Annotated in this window: 14 protein-coding genes and 1 riboswitch; of the genes, 7 read left to right on the plus strand and 7 right to left on the minus strand. The window is 69.6% G+C overall.

Features of this window, described 5'->3' with window-relative positions:
* Positions 1 to 43: 43 nt before the first annotated feature.
* Positions 44 to 901, minus strand: coding sequence for an EamA family transporter (locus tag NC595_RS01350; RefSeq protein WP_253564360.1), 858 nt, complete (start codon positions 899 to 901; stop codon positions 44 to 46).
* A gap of 132 nt (positions 902 to 1,033) precedes the next feature.
* Between NC595_RS01350 and NC595_RS01355 the strand changes: the two genes are divergently transcribed.
* The 4 genes from NC595_RS01355 to NC595_RS20530 all read left to right on the plus strand — a co-directional run bounded on the left by NC595_RS01355 (position 1,034) and on the right by NC595_RS20530 (position 3,769).
* Positions 1,034 to 1,630 (plus strand): DUF2239 family protein, encoded by a 597-nt coding sequence (locus NC595_RS01355; RefSeq protein ID WP_253564361.1) that lies wholly within the window; start codon positions 1,034 to 1,036, stop codon positions 1,628 to 1,630.
* A 29-nt stretch (positions 1,631 to 1,659) separates the two neighbouring features.
* Positions 1,660 to 2,943 (plus strand): MFS transporter, encoded by a 1,284-nt coding sequence (locus tag NC595_RS01360; protein ID WP_253564363.1) that lies wholly within the window; start codon positions 1,660 to 1,662, stop codon positions 2,941 to 2,943.
* A 60-nt stretch (positions 2,944 to 3,003) separates the two neighbouring features.
* Positions 3,004 to 3,291: a DUF1272 domain-containing protein gene (locus tag NC595_RS01365; RefSeq protein WP_253564364.1), complete on the plus strand. Its 288-nt coding sequence runs from the start codon at positions 3,004 to 3,006 to the stop codon at positions 3,289 to 3,291.
* A 61-nt stretch (positions 3,292 to 3,352) separates the two neighbouring features.
* Positions 3,353 to 3,769 carry a GNAT family N-acetyltransferase gene (locus tag NC595_RS20530; RefSeq protein ID WP_425493038.1) on the plus strand — a complete coding sequence of 139 codons (417 nt, stop codon included), beginning with the start codon at positions 3,353 to 3,355 and terminating at the stop codon, positions 3,767 to 3,769.
* Here the strand turns inward: NC595_RS20530 and eda are convergent.
* From eda to zwf, 4 genes are read right to left on the minus strand one after another with little or no spacing between them, the layout of a single operon-like run.
* Positions 3,766 to 4,401, minus strand: coding sequence for a bifunctional 4-hydroxy-2-oxoglutarate aldolase/2-dehydro-3-deoxy-phosphogluconate aldolase (gene eda / locus NC595_RS01370; protein WP_253565673.1), 636 nt, complete (start codon positions 4,399 to 4,401; stop codon positions 3,766 to 3,768). The two genes, NC595_RS20530 and eda, sit on opposite strands and share 4 nt — an antisense overlap.
* 38 nt (positions 4,402 to 4,439) lie before the next feature.
* Positions 4,440 to 6,257, minus strand: a complete 1,818-nt coding sequence (gene edd, locus NC595_RS01375; RefSeq protein ID WP_253564366.1) for a phosphogluconate dehydratase — start codon at positions 6,255 to 6,257, stop codon at positions 4,440 to 4,442.
* 57 nt (positions 6,258 to 6,314) lie between these two features.
* Positions 6,315 to 7,019 carry a 6-phosphogluconolactonase gene (pgl, locus tag NC595_RS01380; protein ID WP_253564368.1) on the minus strand — a complete coding sequence of 235 codons (705 nt, stop codon included), beginning with the start codon at positions 7,017 to 7,019 and terminating at the stop codon, positions 6,315 to 6,317.
* A gap of 37 nt (positions 7,020 to 7,056) precedes the next feature.
* The gene (zwf, locus tag NC595_RS01385; RefSeq protein ID WP_253564369.1) at positions 7,057 to 8,520 is read right to left on the minus strand and encodes a glucose-6-phosphate dehydrogenase; all 1,464 of its coding nucleotides are present in this window, start codon (positions 8,518 to 8,520) and stop codon (positions 7,057 to 7,059) included.
* A gap of 253 nt (positions 8,521 to 8,773) precedes the next feature.
* On the opposite strand from zwf, the gene NC595_RS01390 reads away from it, so the two are divergent.
* From NC595_RS01390 to NC595_RS01400, 3 genes are all read left to right on the plus strand, one after another.
* Positions 8,774 to 9,526 carry a GntR family transcriptional regulator gene (locus NC595_RS01390; protein WP_063673350.1) on the plus strand — a complete coding sequence of 251 codons (753 nt, stop codon included), beginning with the start codon at positions 8,774 to 8,776 and terminating at the stop codon, positions 9,524 to 9,526.
* A gap of 44 nt (positions 9,527 to 9,570) precedes the next feature.
* Positions 9,571 to 9,805: riboswitch (cobalamin riboswitch) on the plus strand.
* 133 nt (positions 9,806 to 9,938) lie between these two features.
* Complete coding sequence (btuB, locus tag NC595_RS01395; RefSeq protein WP_253564371.1) at positions 9,939 to 11,795, plus strand: TonB-dependent vitamin B12 receptor; 1,857 nt, start codon at positions 9,939 to 9,941, stop codon at positions 11,793 to 11,795.
* Positions 11,796 to 11,988: 193 nt separating this feature from the next.
* Positions 11,989 to 15,552: an efflux RND transporter permease subunit gene (locus NC595_RS01400; RefSeq protein ID WP_253564372.1), complete on the plus strand. Its 3,564-nt coding sequence runs from the start codon at positions 11,989 to 11,991 to the stop codon at positions 15,550 to 15,552.
* A 16-nt stretch (positions 15,553 to 15,568) separates the two neighbouring features.
* On the opposite strand, the gene NC595_RS01405 is transcribed toward NC595_RS01400, so the two are convergent.
* On the minus strand, positions 15,569 to 17,158 hold the full coding sequence (locus NC595_RS01405) for a tetratricopeptide repeat-containing sulfotransferase family protein (RefSeq protein WP_253564373.1): 1,590 nt from the start codon (positions 17,156 to 17,158) through the stop codon (positions 15,569 to 15,571).
* Positions 17,159 to 17,216: 58 nt separating this feature from the next.
* A complete protein-coding gene (locus NC595_RS01410) occupies positions 17,217 to 18,707 on the minus strand; it encodes a tetratricopeptide repeat-containing sulfotransferase family protein (RefSeq protein WP_253564374.1) in 1,491 nt (496 codons plus the stop codon).
* Positions 18,708 to 18,828: the final 121 nt, after the last annotated feature.

Consider the following 18,828-nt stretch of genomic DNA (forward strand, 5'->3'; position numbering starts at 1 on the left):
AGGCGCCACCGCGCGGTCAGCCATCCCCCGGAAGTCACGCTTCTCAACCCAGTGTGAGCAGCGCGATCGCGGCGGCGGCCAGCAGCACGCCCAGCGCATTCAAGCGCCCAAGCCGTTCGCGGAACGCGACGACGCCCACCAGCGTGCCCAGCGCGACCACGCCGAGGTTCATCGCGGCGAACACAAACGCAGGATTTTGCGCCAGCGCGACGTGCGCGCGCAGGTAGAAAAGGATGTTGGCGAAGTTGAACACCCCCAGCAGCAGGCCACCGGCCAGGCTGCGTGCAGTGAAGCGTTCGCCGCTGCGCTGGCGGGCGACGAGGGCGAAGCCCAGCGCCACCGGCAGCGCCAACGCGAACATCGCCTGCAGCGAGGCGGCGATCGGCACGCCCGCGGCGGCGACGCGCTTGAGCAGGATGTCGATCGCGCCGAAGCCGGCGAACACCACCAGCGGCCACAGCCAGGCCGCCGCACCGTGATCGCCAGTGGCACGTCCGCTGCGCCAGACCATCGCCAGCAACGCCGCCAGGCCGAGGGCCAGGCCGGCCAGCATGCGCAACGTCGGCACCTGGCCGAACAGCGCGAAGGCGGCCAGCAGCGAGAGCAACAGCGACAGCCGCTGCGCCACCTCCGAGCGCACGATGCCGGCGTGGCGCACCGAGGCGCCCAGCGCCAGGAAGATTGCCGGCAGCAGCACCGCCAGCGCGAGCAGCGTGTAGCGAGGCGCAGCCGGCTGGCGCAGCGGCTCCAGCGACGGGTGCAGCACCAACGCCACCAGCGCGCCGGCGGAAAGATAGTTCCACGCCACCATCTGCGGCACGTCGAGCCGGTAGCGCCGGGCCAGTTTCAGCCAGACCGACACCAGCACGCTGCAGACGATGGCAAGGCAGAGGTAAGGCATGGCGTCAGGATCCGCGAAAACCCGGAACGATAGCCGGAGCGGGCGTCCCGTGCATCGCTAACGACGGCGCCGGCGACGAATTTACCCGGGTGATATTGACGGCGGCATTTTATCCGGGTCAAATACGTCGCCATGACGCCTGCCGACTGCCTACGCTGCACCGCCTTCGATGGCCACCACCGCATCGCCTCCGGCACGCCGGAGAAGGTGGCGCTGGCGGTGCACGCCCACCTCGCCGGACATCGCCGGAGTACGCCACTAGTGCTGGACGACGCCACCGGCGAGGCGCTGGAGTTCGACCTGCGCGGCAGCGCCGACGAGGTGCGGGCGCGCCTGCGCTCCGCGCCGACGGAGGTCTCGCCCGCACCGCGCGGCCCCGGGCGACCGAAGCTCGGCGTGGTGCCGAAGGAGGTCACCCTGCTGCCGCGCCACTGGGAGTGGCTCTCCCGCCAGCCCGGCGGCGCCTCGGTAACCCTGCGGCGACTGGTCGAAGAGGCGCGACGGGCCGGCAGCGCGAGGGACCGGGCGCGCCAGGCGGGCGAGGCGCTGGACCGCGCCATGCGCACCCTGGCCGGCGACCTGCCCGGTTACGAGGATGCCTCGCGTGCGTTCTGGCGCGGCGAGCAGGCCGCCTTCGAACGACTGACCAAACCCTGGCCGGCCGACGTGCGCAGCTACGTGCGCCGGCTGGCCAAGCCCGCGTGGACCGAACCCGCGCACGACGATTGAGCGTTACCCCCTATCGAAAGGATGCCCCCATGTCGCGCCACCCGCTCGCTACCAACGCCAACTTCCGCCTGCTGTTCGGCGGCAGCACGGTGTCGATGTTCGGCGACCAGTTCACCCTGGTCGCGCTGCCCTGGCTGGTGCTCAAGCTCACCGGCGATCCCGGCGCGCTGGGGCTGGTGCTGGCCACCATGGCGGTACCGCGCGCGGTGTTCATGCTGATCGGCGGCGCGGTGGTCGACCACTTCTCCGCGCGGGCCGTGCTGCTGCTGGCGCGCGGCGCCAACGCGGTGATGGTGGCGGTGCTGGCGGCGATGGTGCTCACCGGCACCATCAGCATGCCGTGGGTGTACGCACTGGCGCTCGGCATCGGCCTGGCCACCGCCTTCGCCTACCCGGCCAGCACCGCGCTGCTGCCGTCGGTGATCGATCCGCGGGAACTGCAGCAGGCCAACGGCTCGATGATGGGGATGCGCCAGCTCAGCCTGTTCATCGGCCCGGCACTGGCCGGTGTGGTGATCGGCACCGGCGCCCACGCGCCCACCGCGGGCAGCGCGCTGGCCGACGCCTACGGGCTCGGCCGGGCGTTCGCCATCGATGCGGCCAGTTTTTGTGCGTCGCTGCTGTCGCTGGCGTTGATCCGCGTGCCCGCCGCCGCGGAGCCGGGCCCCGTGCAGCACGGCGTATTCGGCAAGCTGCTCGGCGGCCTGCGCAGCATCGCGGCCGATCCGCCGCTGCGCGCGTTCATGTTCTACGCGGCGGTGGTGTCGGTGTTCGTCGGCGGACCGACCCAGGTCGGCCTGCCGGTGCTGGCGGACATGCGGCTGGACCACGGCGCCACCTCGCTGGGCATTGTGATGGCCGCCAGCGGCGGTGGCATGCTGCTTGGCGGCCTCGCCTCCGGCGCGGTGGCGAAACTGGTGCGCGGCCACCTGGGGGCGATGATCCTGTGCTTCGACGCCTGCATCGGCCTGGCCCTGGTGGCGCTGGCCGGGGTGCATTCGACGGTGCTGGCCGCGTTGCTGCTCGGCGTGACCGGCCTGTTCGGCGGCATCGCCCAGATCACCCTGGTCAGCTGGATCCAGCGGCGGGTGCCGCGGGAGCTGCTCGGCCGTACGATGAGCGTGCTGATGTTCACCTTCCTCGGCCTGGGACCGCTGTCCGCCGCCGGCGTCGGCGCCCTGCTCAAGGTGATCTCGCTGCCGACGCTGTTCGTGATCGCCGGCCTCACGCTCACCGCGATCGCGCTGGGCTGCATGACCAGCCCGGCGCTGCGCGGCATCCGCGCGCAGGATGCCGCGCCGACGGTGGCCTGACCGGCTGGCTCGACGAAGGCTTCGGCCACGAGCATGGCCACTGAACGAAGGAGTCCCCGGATGCTGGTACTGCGCCCCACCTGCGAACACTGCAACACCGCGCTGCCCGCGGACTCGACGGCGGCGATGATCTGCGGGTTCGAATGCACGTTCTGCCGCGACTGCGTGGAGCGGCTGGACAACGTCTGCCCGAATTGCGGGGGTGGCTTCGCGCCACGCCCGATCCGCCCGGCCGCCATGCGGGCGAAGTACCCGCCCAGTACGGAGGTGGTCCACAAGCCGGTGGATCTCGAGGCGCATGCAGCACGCGCGGAACAGCTGCGGGGGATTCCGCCGGAACGGCGATGAGCGTCGAAGCGGCCACCCTGCGCCGAGCCGGCGGTGCGGAGCTCGACGCGCTGCTGCCGCCATGTACCGAGCACGCCACCTAGGAGCGCCTCGCACACGACAAGGCCGGCGAACATCAGCTGTTGGCCGCGGCGCTGAATGCGGCGCCACCGAAGCTCTCGCCTGGCTGGCATTCGTTACGGAGACAGCAGTCGACTACGCCCGCGCCACCCTGGACTTCTCCACGCTGGATCGCACCCCGTTCCTGCACCTGGACTGCTTCTACGTGTGCAAAGCCTGGCGCAGCCGTGCGATCGGCCGGCGCCTGTGGCAACTCGCCCGAGACCACGCCGTCCAGTTGCGTTTTCGCCCGCGGCAATGGCAGACGCCGGACTGGAACGAGGCTGCGATCCGCTTCTGTCGCAGGCTGGGCGCCACGGCCCGTGCCAAACAGCGCTTCACACCGGATCTCGGTGCCGGACCCGCCGCCGCGTCCTAACGCAACGAGGCCGCCTCGCGAGCGAGCAACTCGATGGCGGCCCAGTCGCCGGCCCTGAGCTTGTCCGCCGGGGTCAGCCAGGAGCCGCCCACGCACAGCACGTTGGGCAGGGTGAGGAAGTCCGAGGCGGTGCTCAGGCTGATGCCGCCGGTGGGGCAGAACTTCACCTGCGGCAGCGGGCTGGCCCAGGCGCCGATCAGCTTGGTGCCGCCGGCGGGCACGGCTGGAAAGAATTTCAGGAAGCGGTAGCCGCGCTCGATCAGGGTCATCACTTCGCTGGCGGTAGCCGCGCCGGGCAGCAGCGGCAGCTCGCTGTCGTCGGCCGCATCGAGCAGTTTCGGTGACACGCCCGGCGACACCGCGAAGCGCGCGCCCGCGGCCTTGGCGGCGGCCAGATGCCCGGCGTTGAGGACGGTGCCGACGCCGACCACGGCGCCTTCCACTTCCTGCGCGATGGCACGGATCGCATCCAGCGCGGCAGGGGTGCGCAGGGTCACCTCGATCGCCGGCGTGCCGCCGGCGACCAGGGCGCGGGCCATCGGCACGGCGGCAGCCACGTCGTCGATGATCACCACCGGGATCACCGGCGCCAGCCGCATGGTGGCCTCGACCTGGGCCTGCTTGGTTTCCATCGATTGCGTCACGGCTTCACTCCGGGAATGCGGGGGGATCAGAGCACGCCGGCGCCGAGATCGGCGGTGACGGCGTTGTTGCGGAACAGGCCGAACAGCTCGCGGCCCATGCCGACGTGGTGCGAGTGGTCGGGCAGGGTGACGCTGGGGCGTGCGGCGAATTCGGCGGCGTCGACCAGCACGTCGAGCGTGCCGTTCACTGCATCGAGGCGGATCAGGTCGCCATCGCGAACCTTGGCCAGCGCGCCGCCAGCCTCGGCCTCGGGGGTGACGTGGATCGCCGCCGGCACGCGTCCGGACGCGCCGGACATGCGCCCGTCGGTGAGCAGCGCGATGCGGTGGCCGCGGTCCTGCAGCAGGGCCAGCGTCGGGGTGAGCTTGTGCAGCTCCGGCATGCCGTTGGCGCGCGGCCCCTGGAAGCGCACCACGGCGACAAAGTCGCGGTTGAGCTCGCCGCGCTCGAACGCGCCGCGCACCTCGTCCTGGTCGTTGAACACGATCGCCGGCGCTTCGATCACCATGCGGTCGTCGGGTACCGAGGACACCTTGATCACGCCGCGGCCGAGGTTGCCGTCGAGCAGGCGCAGGCCGCCGTCGGGTCGGAACGGCTCGCTGATCGCGCGCAGCACGCCGCGGTTGCCGCTCTCGCCGGACACCTTCTGCCAGGCCAGCTTGCCGCTGGCGTCGAGCACCGGCACCTGGGCATAGCCGTCCAGGCCGGTGCCGTTGACCGTGTTCACGTCGGCATGCAGCAGGCCCTGCGAGAGCAGCTGATCGATCAGGAACGCCATGCCGCCGGCCTCGTGGAACTGGTTCACGTCTGCGTAGCCGTTCGGGTATACGCGCGCCAGTAGCGGCACCACCGAGGACAATGCGTCGAAGTCTTCCCAGCGCAATTCCACGCCGGCCGCGCGCGCCATCGCCACCAGATGCAGCAGATGGTTGGTGGAACCGCCGGTGGCGTGCAGGCCGATCACGCCGTTGATCACCGACTTCTCGTCGACGATGTGGCCCACCGGCAGGTAGTGCTCGCCCAGCGCGCTCATCGCGGCCGCACGGCGCACCGCCTCGGCGGTGAGCGCGTCGCGCAGCGGGGTATCCGGCGGCACGAAGCTCGCCCCGGGCAAATGCATGCCCATGATCTCCATCAGCATCTGGTTGGAGTTGGCGGTGCCGTAGAACGTGCAGGTGCCGGGCGCGTGGTACGCAGCGGCCTCGGCTTCCAGCAGCTCCTCGCGGCTGGCCTTGCCCTCGGCATAGGCCTGGCGCACCTTGGATTTCGCCTCGTTGGTGATGCCGCTGGGCATCGGGCCAGAGGGCACGAACACGCCGGGCAGGTGGCCAAAGGCCAGCGCGCCGATCAGCAGGCCCGGCACGATCTTGTCGCAGATGCCCAGGTACAGGCCCGCGTCGAACATGTCGTGCGACAGCGCCACCGCGGTGGCCATGGCGATCAGGTCGCGCGAGAACAGCGAGAGTTCCATGCCGGCACGGCCCTGGGTGACGCCGTCGCACATCGCCGGCACGCCGCCGGCCACCTGCGCGGTGGCGCCCGCCTCGCGCGCGATGGCGCGGATCAGCTCGGGGTAGCGCTCATACGGCTGGTGCGCCGAGAGCATGTCGTTGTACGCGGTGACGATGCCGAGGTTCGGCGCGCGACCGGCGCGCAGCGCAGCCTTGTCGTCGGCGCCGCAGGCGGCGAAGCCGTGGGCGAGGTTACCGCACGACAAGTGCTGGCGGTGGGTGCCGTCGCCGCGGGCGGCGGCGATCTTCGCCAGGTACGCCGCGCGCGAGGCGCGGCTGCGCTCGCGCAAGCGCTCGGTGACTTCACGGAGGACGGGGTGCAAGGAACTCATGGTTTCACTCCTGGAACGGATGGCAGCAGCCCGCCGCGGCGGGCGCTGCGCAGTGCCTTACGGGCACCAGTAGACCGAAACGGGCACGCGGGTCTGTTCGAGCACCGCGCGCACCGGGTAATCGCGACCTTCGGCCAGGCCCAGCTGCGCGTCGGCGAGCACGCGGCGCTTGGCGTCGCCTTCGATGTGCAGGAACAGCGCGCGGGTGTCGAGCAGCGCCGGCAGCGTGAAGGTGATGCGCGGCTCGCCGGCGCCGTCGGCGCGCATCGGGATCACCCGCACGGTGCCGGCCGGGTCCAGCGCCTCGGCGAGGCGGTCGCCACCCGGGAAGAACGACGCGGTGTGGCCGTCCGGCCCCATGCCGAGGACGACCACGTCGAACGGCAGGGCCAGCGCGTCGACCTGCGCCTCCAGTGCGGCGAGGCCTTCCTCGGGCGTCGGTGTGTCCTGATGCAGCGGCACGAAAGTGGCCGCGGCGGCGCGATCGGTCAGCAGCATCGCCTTGACCAGGCGCGCGTTGGAACGATCGCTGCTCTCCGGTACCCAGCGTTCGTCGACCAGGGTGACCTGCACCTTCGACCAGTCCAGCCCGGCGTGCGACAGGTGTTCGAAGAAATGTTTCGGCGTGCTGCCGCCGGACACCGCGAGCACGGCACGGCCGCGTGTGGCGATGGCTTCGCGCAGCAGGTCGGCGACGCGTTCGGCGAGCGAGGCGGCGAGCGCCTGGCAATCGGTGAAGCTGTGAGTGGCGATGTTCAGCATGACGTTCCGTGGGGCAGCAGGGATGGCACGACGGGGTTTACTCGCCGCCGTCGTTCCAGGTGCGGCCGTCGCGCTCGATCAACGCGACCGAGGCGCTCGGGCCCCAGGTGCCGGCGGTATAGGGCTTGGGCGATTCGCCGCTGCAGGCCCACGCGTCGAGGATCGGGTCGGCCCAGAGCCAGGCCGCCTCCACCTCGTCGCGGCGCATGAACAGCGTGGGGTTGCCGCGTACCACGTCGAGCAGCAGCCGCTCGTAGGCATCCGGCTGCGACACGCCGAAGGCCTCGGCGAAGCTCATGTCCAGCGGCACGTGGCGCAGGCGCAGGCCGCCCGGGCCCGGATGCTTGATGGTCAGCCACAGCTTCACGCCCTCGTCCGGCTGCAGGCGCAACACCAGCCGGTTGTTGGCGATCGCGCCGGCGGACGCGTCGAAGATCGAGTGCGGCACCGACTTGAACGCCACCACGATCTCGGACACGCGCTCGGGCAGGCGCTTGCCGGTACGCAGGTAGAACGGTACGCCGGCCCAGCGCCAGTTGGCGATCTCGGCCTTCAGCGCGACGAAGGTTTCGGTATCGCTCTTGCCACCCAGCTCCTCGAGGTAACCGGGCACGCCCTGTCCCTCGGCCGCACCGGCGCGGTACTGGCCGCGCACGGTGAGGTGGGCGGCGTTGGAGGCGTCGATCGGCTTGAGCGAGCGCAGCACCTTGAGCTTCTCGTCGCGCACCGCGTCGGGCGACAGCGAGGCCGGTGGTTCCATCGCCACCATGCAGACCAGCTGCAGGATGTGGTTCTGCACCATGTCGCGCAGCGCACCGGCGCGGTTGTAGTAGGCGGCGCGGTTGCCCACGCCCAGCGTCTCGGCCACGGTGATCTGTACGTGGTCGATGTGCTCGGCATTCCACAGCGGCTCGAACAGCGCATTGCCGAAGCGCAGCGCCAGCAGGTTCTGCACAGTTTCCTTGCCGAGGTAGTGGTCGATCCGGTAGGTCTGCGATTCGTTGAAGACCTGGCCGACCGCGTCGTTGATCTGGTTGGCGCTCTCAAGGTCGCGGCCGATCGGCTTTTCCAGCACCACGCGCGAGGCGCCCTCGTTGAGACGGTGGCTGCCCAGCCGGGTGCAGATGTCGATGAACAGGTCCGGCGAGGTGGACAGATAGAACACCCGCACGTTGTCCGGACGCTCGGCCATCAGCGCGGCGAAGTCGTCCCAGCCGGCGTCCTTGCGCGCGTCGAGCGAGCGATAGAACACCTGCTTGAGGAAGGCGTCGACCTTCTCCGCCTTCGGGCCCTCGGCATTGAGCGCCTTGCGCATCTGCTCGCGGTAGCCGGCGTCGTCGGTGGCCTCGCGGGCGATGCCGATGATGCGGCTGTTTTCCGGGATCTGGCCGTCGACGAAGCGATGGAACATCGCCGGCAGCAGCTTGCGCGCCGCCAGGTCGCCGGTGCCGCCGAAGATCACCAGGTCGAAGGATTGCACCTGCGGGTTGGGGGAGCTCACTGCGGACACCTCGCGCACATCGGTTGCTTGGCAGGGCGGCCGCGACAGTCGCGCGGCGCGCCGGGAAAGGCCCTGATCGTACCAGTGTCATACCAGCGCCGACCAGCTTTCGACGACGACCGCCGTCGATCGGCAGGATGTATTCGTTTGCATTTGTAACTAACTGGCGCGGCCCGGACGCCGCGGCCAGGCACTGGCATGTCCAGACACGCCCATGTTGCGGCCATTGGTTTGAAATTGGTATTGTCCCGGTATGGAGACCACTCTCGCCAAAGAATACCGCCGGCTCTGCCGCGACCCGGCCTCGCACCAGCCGCTGGCCTACCTGCGCCTGCGCAGTGCGATCCGCAACGTGATCGAGCAGCGCGACATCGAGCCGGGCCACGCACTGCCCAGCGAGCGTGACCTGGCCCGCGCGCTGGCGCTGTCGCGGGTGACCGTGCGCAAGGCGATCGCCGGGCTGGTCGAGGAAGGCATGCTGACCCAGCGCCACGGCGCCGGCACCTTCGTCGCCGAACGCATCATCAAGCCGATGTCCCGGCTGACCAGCTTCACCGAGGATCTGCGCGCCCGCGGCCTTAACCCGCGCTCGGAGTTCTTCGAGCGCGGCATCGGCGAGGTGACGCCGGAGGAATCGATGGCGATGAACCTCTCGCCCGGCGTCGCGGTGGTGCGCCTGCACCGCGTGCGCTACGCCGGCGAGGAGCCGCTGGCAATCGAGCGCAGCGTGGTGCCGGCCAACCTGCTGCCGGACCCGAGCCTGGTCGACGACTCGCTCTACGAGGCGCTGGAAAAGCGTGGCTGCCGACCCCGTCGCGCGCTGCAGCGGCTGCGCGCCGTGCTGCTCAGCGCCCAGCACGCGCGCCTGCTGCACGTGCCGACCAACAGTGCCGGCCTGGCCATCGAACGCCGCAGCTTTCTCGACGACGGCCGCGTGGTCGAGTTCACCAGCTCCTGGTACCGCGGCGACATCTACGACTTCGTCGCCGAGCTGCATACCGACTGAGACGTCGGCCCGGCCGCAGATTGCCGCGATCCCGGGCGACCGCTATCGTAGGCGGCGTTTCGGGTGTCCCCGCGGCCTGTCCGGGGGATGAAACGGGAAGCCGGTGCGTCGCGTGTCCTCACGCAGCCAGGCCGGCGCTGCCCCCGCAACGGTAGGCGGATGATCCGCCGGACGTCGACAAGACCACTGTGCTTCGGCATGGGAAGGTGTCGTCCGGTACATGCTTTCGAAGGCATGTCGTCCGCGAGCCCGGAGACCGGCCCGATTCACTGTCCTGACGGCTCGCGGTGGGCGAGGCTGCGGTTTCGTGCGCGGCCCTCGCCCGTGCCCGCGTCGCTGCCCCGCTCCCGCCTGCCGCCAGCTCGTTCCTCTTCGAGCCGCGCGTGGGCGCACGGCAAAGGGCTTTGACTTCATGAATCGCACATTCCTCGCAGCGGCGCTGATCGCCGCCCTTCCGGCCACCGGGGCCATTGCGGCGCCGGCCGACGCCGGCCAGTCGCTCGACCCGGTGATCGTCACCGCCACGCGCACGGCCATCACCGTGGACGACGCGCTTTCCTCGGTGACCGTGATCACCCGCGACGACATCGAACGACTGCAGCCGGTCTCGCTGGTGGATCTGCTGACCGGCCTGCCCGGCGTGACGCTCACCCAGGCCGGCGGCATGGGCGAGCAGACCTCGCTGTTCCTGCGTGGCACCAATTCCTCGCACACCCTGCTGCTGGTCGATGGCGTGCGGGTGGGCACGGTCAGCGCCGGCTTGCCGGCGTTCGAGCAGATCCCGGTGGAGCAGATCGAGCGGATCGAGATCGTGCGCGGACCGCGTTCCAGCCTCTACGGCGCTGATGCGATCGGTGGCGTGATCCAGATCTTCACCCGCCACGGCCACGCCGGCGCCGGGCTGGTGCCCTCGCTCAGCGTGACCACCGGCAGCCGGCATACCGTGGGCGGCCAGTTCGGCCTCTCCGGCGGAAGCCGGCACGCCTGGTACAACCTCAGCCTGGGCGGCGAGTACACCCACGGCATCAACGCCTGCCGGGTCGGTGCGGGCACCGTGTTCGCCGGCTGCTTCGCCAACGAGCCGGACAGCGACGGCTACCGCAACTACAACGCGCTGGCCAATGCCGGCTACCGCTGGGACGGCGGCACCGAGCTGGCCGCCACGTACCTGCGCAGCCGCAACTTCGTCTATTTCGACGGCGCACCCTACGGCAACCAGGCGCTCAACCAGCAACAGGTCGCCGGCGCGCGGCTGTCGTTCCGGCCGCTGTCGTTCTGGCAGGTCACGCTGGGCGCCGGGCAGAACCTGGACAAGGCCACCACCTACAACGACGGCGCCTATGTGCGCTATTCGGACTCGCGTCGCAACCAGGCCTCGTGGCAGAACGACCTGACCCTGGCCGACAACCAGTTGCTGACCCTGGGCACCGACTACCAGCTGGAGCACCTGTCCAGCGACACCGGCTACCTGGCCAGCCGGCGCCAGGACACCGGCGTGTTCGTGCAATACCAGGGCACCTTCGGCCGCAACGAGTTGCAGGCCTCGGCGCGGCACGACCACAACGGCCAGTTCGGCAACCACGATACCGGTGCGCTGGCCTGGGGCTACCGGCTGGATCATGGGCTGCGCCTCTCGGCCAGCGTCGGCAGCGCGTTCCACGCGCCGACCTTCAACGACCTGTACTACCCGTACGGCAGCGGCAATCCGGACCTGAAGCCGGAAACCTCGCGCAGTGCCGAACTGGGGCTGGCCCAGCAGGGCGAGGGCTGGAACTGGGCGCTGAACGCCTACCAGACCCGGATCCACCAGCTGATCACGCTGGATGCGAACTACTACCCGCGCAACCTCAGCCGCGCCCGCATCCGTGGCCTGGAAGGCCAGCTCGGCCTGACCCTGGCCGGCTGGCGCTGGCAGGGCTACCTGACCCTGCAGCAGCCGCGCAACGACGACGGTGGCATCAACGACGGCCACTGGCTGCCACGCCGCCCGGAGCGGACCGCCCGCATCGACGTTGACCGCCGCTTCGGCACGTTCGGGATCGGCGCCACCTTCAACGCCGCCGGTGCGCGCTACGACGACCTGGCCAACGTGCATCGCCTGGGCGGCTATGCCACCACCGACCTGCGCGCCAGCGTGGCGTTCGCGCCGCACTGGGAACTGGAGGGACGGCTGGCCAATGCCTTCGACCGGCGCTACGAGACGATCTACTACTTCAACCAGCCCGGTCGCAGCTGGTACCTGACCCTGCGCTACCGTCCCGGCGGCTGAACCACGGCGGCACGGGGGCGCTTCGTCCCCGTGCCTTCCGGCACGGTGGGGACTTCAGGCACATACACTATGACGGGCACGCGGGCATAAAAGCGCGCATGCCTGTCACCCTGAACCCTGCGGCCCTCACCGTGCCCGTGGCGCCTCGCTGGCGCGCCGGTCGGTCGCAACCTCCGCGGGCCACGGAAGCGCCATGAACATTTTTGCTCCACTGATCCGCCGTCCCGTCGGCACCTCTTTGCTGGCTGCCGGCCTGGTGCTGGCGGGCATCTGCGCCTACCTGTTGCTGGGCGTGGCCGCGCTGCCGTCGCTGGAGTTTCCCGGCGTGTACGTGGTGGCGCAGCAGCCGGGGGCCAGTGCGCAGACCATGGCCAGCACCGTGCTGGCGCCGCTGGAGCGCCACCTCGGCCGGATTCCCGGCGTGGACGAGATGTACGGCAACGCCAGCGAGGGTTCGGCCTCGGTGATGGTGCGCTTCACCTTCGACCGCACCGCCGACAAGGCGGCGCGCGACGTGCAGGCGGCGATCAACGCGGCCGCCCCGGATCTGCCCTCCGGCATGCCCTCGCCGCCGCAGTACTTCAAGTTCGACACCTCGCAGATCCCGATCCTGTTCATCACGCTGACCTCGACCGGGCTGCCGCAGGACAAGCTGTTCGACCTGGCCGATACCCTGCTCAACCCGGCGATCGCGCAGATCCCCGGCGTCGCCCAGGTGCAGGTGTTCGGCGGTACCCCCCACGCGGTGCGGGTGGAGCTGGACAACGCCGCGCTCGCGGCCAAGGGACTGACCCCGACTGACGTCAGCAATGCGCTGCGCGCGGCCAACGTGACCTCACCGCAGGGCACGCTGAGCAACGGCGTGACCCAGATGACGGTGGTGGCCAACGATGCCCTGCACGAGCCGGAGGAATTCGCCCGGCTGCTGATTGCAAGCAAGAACGGCACGGCGGTGCGGCTGTCCGACGTCGCCAAGGTCTACGGCGGCCAGCAGGACAAGTACCAGGGCGCCTGGTTCAACGGCCATGACACGGTGGGTCTGCAGATCACCAAACGGCCCGAAGCCAACGCCGTGGCGACGGTGGAGGCGATCCGCGCCAAGCTGCCGCAACTGGAGGCCTCGCTGCCGGCGAACATCACCGTGACGCCGGTGTTCGACCTGACCCAGACCACCAAGTCCGCGCTGCACGAGGTGGAGACCGCGCTGCTGATCTCGATCGCGATGGTGGCGATGGTGATGCTGGTGTTCCTGCGCCGGTTGCGTCCGACCCTGATCGCCATGCTCAGCGTGCCGCTGTCGCTGGCCGGCGCCTTCGTCGCGATGTGGGCGCTGGATTACACGCTCAACACGCTGTCGCTGGTCGCGCTGGTGCTGTGCATCGGCTTCGTGGTCGACGACGCGATCGTGGTGATCGAGAACATCGTGCGCCACATGGAGAAGGGTGACGCACCGCTGGAGGCCTCGCTCAAGGGCGTGCGCGAGATCGGCTTCACGGTGATCTCGATCACCCTGTCGCTGGTGGCGGTGTTCGCGCCGCTGCTGTTCGGCAACAACATGCTGGTGGTGCTGCTGCGCGAGTTCTCGGTGACGCTGACCGCGGCGGTGGTGATCTCGGCGGTGGTCTCGCTCACCCTCACGCCGGCACTGTGCGGCCGCGTGCTCAAGCACGAGAACGAGCACGAACGCTCGCCGGGTCGGCTCGAACAGGCCGTCGCCCGCTTCGACCGCACCCTGCTGCGCGTGTACGAGCGCGCACTGGACTGGGCGATGCACCATCGCCACCTGATGCGCTGGCAGCCGCTGCTGCTGATCTTCCTCACCTTCGCGCTCGGTTTCGCCGTGGTGAAGACCGCCGGCGGCACCTTCATGCCGGACGAGGACACCGGCCAGCTGCAGGTGTTCATCAGCGCCGACACCAACATCTCGCCGGCACTGCTGACCGAGCGCGCGCGCGAAGTGAGCCGGATCATGGCGAAGGATCCGGCGGTACTGGACCAGCTCACCATGCTCGGCGGCAACGGCTTCGGCGGCGCGGTGGGCAACTCGGCCCAGATGTTCGTCGACCTCAAGCCGCTCGGCGACGGCCCGGGGATGCGCAAGGAAGGCATCAAGACGGTGATCGAGCGCCTCTCCAAGCAGTACAACGCGCTGCCCAACGTGCAGGTGTCGCTCAGCGCCGCGCAGTTCCTCGGCGGCGGTGGCAGCGGCGGCAACGGCGGCCAGTACGAGTTCCAGCTGATCAGCGACAGCGGCGCCGACCTGCAGCCGTGGGCGCTGAAGATGGTCCGCTACATGCGCACGGTGAAGGACTTCCAGGACGTCAGCAGCGAGTTCGACCAGACCGGCAAGCAGCAGCTGATCAGGATCGACCGCGAAGCGGCCGGTCGCCTGCACGTGGGCGTCGGCACGATCGACTCGGCGCTGTACAACGCGTTCGGCCAGAACCAGGTGTCGGTGATCTACTCGGACATCAACCAGTACCGCGTGATCCTCACCTCCGACTCGGCCGAGGACCTGAGCCCGCAGGCGCTGCTGAACATCCACGTGCGCAGCACGCTGGGCCAGATGATTCCGCTGTCGGCACTGGCGACGATCCAGCCCACGGTCAGCCCGATGCGCATCCGTCACCACAACCAGCTGCAGGCGGCGACGATCAGCTACAACCTGGCCAAGGGCGTGACCCAGGACCGCGGCATCGCGCTGGTCAACCAGGCGGCCTATGCCGCGCACCTGCCGGACGGCATCCGGGTCGAGTTCACCGGCAACAACCAGCGTCTGCAGCAGGCACAGAACAACGGCATGATCCTGCTGCTCGCCTCGATCGTGGCGATGTACATCGTGCTGGGCATCCTCTACGAGAGCCTCGGCCATCCGCTGACCATCCTGTCGACGCTGCCCGCCGCCGGCATGGGCGCCTTCCTGGCCATGCTGGTGACGCAGACCCAGCTGTCGCTGATGGCGATCATCGCGATCCTGATGCTGATCGGTATCGTGAAAAAGAACGCGATCCTGATGGTGGATTTCGCCCTGGTCGGCGAGCGCGAGCACGGGCTCACCCCGCCGGAAGCGATCCGCGAGGCCGCACTGGTGCGCTTCCGCCCGATCACCATGACCACGCTGGTCGCGCTCGGCGCGGCGCTGCCGCTGGCGATCGGCTTCGGCATCGGCTCGGAGATGCGCCAGCCGTTAGGGATAGCCATCGTCGGCGGCCTGCTGGTGTCGCAGCTGCTGACCCTGCTCAGCACCCCGGCGATCTACTTGTTCGATTACGACCGGCTGGCCCGGCACGCGAAGGGCCTGATGCCGAACCGGCTGAAGTGGTGGGCGATCGGCTGCATCGTGCTTGGCGCAGTGCAGGTGCTCGGCGGCCTGGCCGTGGCCCTGGTGCCGAAGCTGGGCGAGAAATTCGCCGGCAAGGGCCCGGTGGTCGGTATCGCGATGGTGCTGCTGGGCGCCGTGCTGCTGACCTTCGCGATCCGCCTGCTCAAGCACAAGCGACGCGCGCGCTTCGTGCTGTTCGGCATATTCGCCGTGGCGCTCGGCCTGCCTGCGCTCGCCCAGATCGCCGCGCTGGCGACGGCGCCACCGGGTGCGCCGGGCGGCAACCCGGCCGGCATCGTGCTGATGCTGGTGCTGCTCGGCGTGTTTGCCTGGGCGACCTTCAGCGCGCGCACCAAGGCCTACTTCGGCGAGCCGCCGCAGGGTTTCCTGGCGCGTCGGTTGGCGCGCCTGAAGCCCGCTCGCCAACACGGCTGAGCACGCCAGGCGGCGATCAGCCGCCGGCGGAACCCAACGCCCGCCGCAGCGGCTCGAGCTGCGATTCGTAGCGTCGCCACTGCTCCAGGGCGCGCCGATGCAGCGGCTCACGCACCTGCGCGCTGCTCGGGGTCGCCACCGCGCCGCGGTTGGCTTCCGGATGGAGACAGCGGATGTCCATGGACAACCCGCAGTGGTCAAGGACGCGTGCCAGCGTCGCCTCCGGATCCGTCACCAGGTCCTCGTAGGCGACCTCCAGCATGGCGTCGGCGTCGAGCTGGCGCCACCGCTCGACGATCCGCCTGTACAGGCCGTGGTAATGCGCCATCGCCTGCATGTCGTAGCAGTAGGGCGAGGCGCTGCCGAACATCACCTTGAGGTTGGAATAGCAGACGTCCATCGGCGGCCGCACGATGTGGATGATCCGCGCCCGCGGCAGCGCCCGGCGGATGAAGGGAACCAGCCGCACGTTGATCGGCAGCTTGTCGATGAAGTAGCGCGCACCGGCGGCACGCCATGCGGTCCGCTCCAGGTAGCGCCGGCCAACCAGCGGCAGATCGAGTGACGGCATACGCTGCATCACCGCCCGCAGGCTGCGATGCCCGGCCTGGGCGACGTCGGCGACCCAGTGCAGCTGGCGCTGGAAGTCGCTGATCTCGCCCGCGGAGACGATCTCCGGATGCGCCGAAAGCATGTGGTCCAGCAGGGTACTGCCGGAACGCGGCAGACCCACGATAAACAGTGGCGCGGGAGCGCCCGCCTGCGGCAACTGCTCCGGCGGAACCGGACCGAGGCGATCGGCGGCCTGCTCGAGCGCCTCCACGGTGGCGAGTTCGTCGTCCCCATCGTAGGGATGCAGCTCACGCATGACGGCATTGCAACGTTCCAGCGCGGCCCAGGCAGGTCCGTATTGGCCCAGGTCGTCATGCACCTTGAACCGCGCCGAGTCGTACTCGGCCAGGGCGAAGCGGCCGCGGGAATCGCTCGGCGAACCCAGCCGTGCGCGCCACCGATCGATCCGGTCGAGCAGGTTGTCGTCCACCGTCTGCCGACGCAGGTTGGCGAGGATCACCACGGCGTCGGCGTGGCCCGGCCAGCGCTCGAGCAGACCGGTAAGCACGGCCTCGGCCTCGTCCAGACGCCCGGTGAACTGGAGCAGCATGCCACGAAGGTAATACTCGCCCGGTCCATCCAGACCCAGCGCGTTTGCACGCTCGATCGAGCCGGCGGCGGCCTCGATGTCACCCAGCATCCAGTGCAGATGCGCCTGTTCGACCAGCACGTGCGATGGCGGATTCGGCGCCCGTGCCAGATGGGCGAGGCAGGCACGCGCCCCCGGCGCCTCGCCCTGCAGCGCGAGTTGCCAGGCGAGCCGCGCGATCAGCTCGGCGTGGTTCGGCAGGCAGGGGACCGCTTCCAGCAGGTGTCGCGTGGCCTCGCGCATGCGTCCCTGCCGGAGGATCGCACCGGCAAGTTCCATCCTGACCGGAACATCATCCGGCTCGCTCTCGGCCAATCGCCGCAGCAGGGTTTCGGCAAGCGCGTGCTGCCCCGCCGCGATGGCCTCGCTGGCCTGCCGGCGCAATTCCGGTCCGCTGGCAATCAAGCGGCAGCCCTCCCGGAGACGATAAGGGTGCGGATCATTCCACGGGACATTCCATCGCTCATGAGCCAAGTGCCCGCTGCAACGGCCCGAGGTGCTGCGCATACCGCCGCCACTCGCCGATACTTCGTGCATGAACGGGCTCGCGTACCTGGCTGCTGCTCGGCGTGGCGACCGGAGCCTCATTGCGCTCGGGCTGCAGGCATTCCGGCACGAATGCCAGGCCGCAGCGCGCGAGAATGTTCCGCAGCAGCGGTTCCGGATCGCGCACGAGATCTTCGTAGCGGACGTCGATGACGGCCCCGGGATCGCGCCCGGACCACGGCCCGACGCAACGGCGATACAGGCCGTGGTAGTGCGCCAGCGAATCCATGTCGTAACTGTAGGCCGAAGCGGGTCCAAGCATCGCCTTCAGGTTCGAGTAGCAGACATCCATCGGCTCTCGGTGGATATGCACGATGACCGCGTCGGGCAGGGCGCGGCGGATGAAGGGAACCATGCGGAAGTTGATCGGCATTTTGTCGATCAGGTAGCGCGCCTCCGGCGCGCGCCATCGGGTCTGCTGGCGATAGCGCTCGCCGAGCAACCGGAAGTCGGTGCCCGGCAGCCGCTCCAGCACGGCGAGCATGCCGGCGACACCGTCGGCGGGCACATCGGTGACCCAGCGCATCTGGCGACGGAAATCGTTGATCTCGCCGGCGGAGGCGATCTGCGGGTGGCGCGAAAGCATGCGGTCGAGCAACGTCGTCCCGGAACGAGGCAGGCCGACGATGAAGACCGGCCTCGGGCCGACGCTGCTCTCGTCGGGTACTTCCGCGGAGATGGGGATTCCGGACCCGGCACCGATCAGCGCGTCGACGACCGCACTCTCGCCAGACCGGTCATAAGGAGCATGCCGGTGCATCAGTGCGTTGCTCCGTTCGAGATGGGACCAGGCTTGGTCGTAGTCGCCCAGATCGTCGTGGATCTTGAACAGCGCCGATTCGAAGTTGGCCAGCGCGAGACGGTCAACCGGATGGTCCGGCATGGCCGGCAGGCCCTTGACCAGGCCGCGGATCCGATCGACATGGTCCGCCGCGGTCTGAGGGCGCAGGTGCACCAGCGCTACCGCTGCATCTCCGAAGCGTCGCCATGTACGCAGACATCGCAGCAGCACCTCCTCCGCCTGGCCGACACGTCCGTGGAACTGCAGCAGCATGGCGTAGAGGTAGTGCGCATCCGGCGCCTCAATGCCCTGCCTGACCGACCGTCCGATCAGCGTCAGGGCCTCGCCGAACTCCCCCAGCAGCCAGCGCATGCGCCCCGCTTCGGCAAGGGTCGCCGGAGCGCCGACCTCTTCCCACGAGATGCGGGCCAGACATCCTCGAGCAGCCTGGAGCTCGCCAGCGAAATACAGATGCCGTGCCAGGGTGAGCATCACAGCCGGCTGGGCGGAGGCGAGCTCCGCCGCACGCAACCACTGACCGATTGCACCCCGCAGCCGCCCTCCCGCCATCAGCACGGCGGCCAGATCCGCCCGCACGGCGGCATCCTCCCCACCCTCGCGCAGCACCGCCTCGAGGCTGGATCGGGCCGCGTCCCACTGGCCCAGTTCGACGTGCCGGGCCGCAAGGCGACGGTGCCGCTGCAGCGATATTTCCCGTTGGATGGAGCCAGGTTCCATCAATGAGTCC

The organism is Dyella lutea (genome assembly GCF_024158035.1).
GTDB classification, from domain to species: domain Bacteria; phylum Pseudomonadota; class Gammaproteobacteria; order Xanthomonadales; family Rhodanobacteraceae; genus Dyella_A; species Dyella_A lutea.

What these genes read in the sequence shown, in the direction of transcription:
- eda (WP_253565673.1), bottom strand. Translation starts at nt 4,401, where the DNA reads ATGGAAACCAAGCAGGCCCAGGTCGAGGCCACCATGCGGCTGGCGCCG.
- pgl (WP_253564368.1), bottom strand. Translation starts at nt 7,019, where the DNA reads ATGCTGAACATCGCCACTCACAGCTTCACCGATTGCCAGGCGCTCGCC.
- NC595_RS01355 (WP_253564361.1), top strand. Translation starts at nt 1,034, where the DNA reads ATGACGCCTGCCGACTGCCTACGCTGCACCGCCTTCGATGGCCACCAC.
- btuB (WP_253564371.1), top strand. Translation starts at nt 9,939, where the DNA reads ATGAATCGCACATTCCTCGCAGCGGCGCTGATCGCCGCCCTTCCGGCC.
- NC595_RS01365 (WP_253564364.1), top strand. Translation starts at nt 3,004, where the DNA reads ATGCTGGTACTGCGCCCCACCTGCGAACACTGCAACACCGCGCTGCCC.
- NC595_RS01360 (WP_253564363.1), top strand. Translation starts at nt 1,660, where the DNA reads ATGTCGCGCCACCCGCTCGCTACCAACGCCAACTTCCGCCTGCTGTTC.
- NC595_RS01350 (WP_253564360.1), bottom strand. Translation starts at nt 901, where the DNA reads ATGCCTTACCTCTGCCTTGCCATCGTCTGCAGCGTGCTGGTGTCGGTC.
- edd (WP_253564366.1), bottom strand. Translation starts at nt 6,257, where the DNA reads ATGAGTTCCTTGCACCCCGTCCTCCGTGAAGTCACCGAGCGCTTGCGC.
- NC595_RS01390 (WP_063673350.1), top strand. Translation starts at nt 8,774, where the DNA reads ATGGAGACCACTCTCGCCAAAGAATACCGCCGGCTCTGCCGCGACCCG.
- NC595_RS20530 (WP_425493038.1), top strand. Translation starts at nt 3,353, where the DNA reads ATGTACCGAGCACGCCACCTAGGAGCGCCTCGCACACGACAAGGCCGG.
- NC595_RS01400 (WP_253564372.1), top strand. Translation starts at nt 11,989, where the DNA reads ATGAACATTTTTGCTCCACTGATCCGCCGTCCCGTCGGCACCTCTTTG.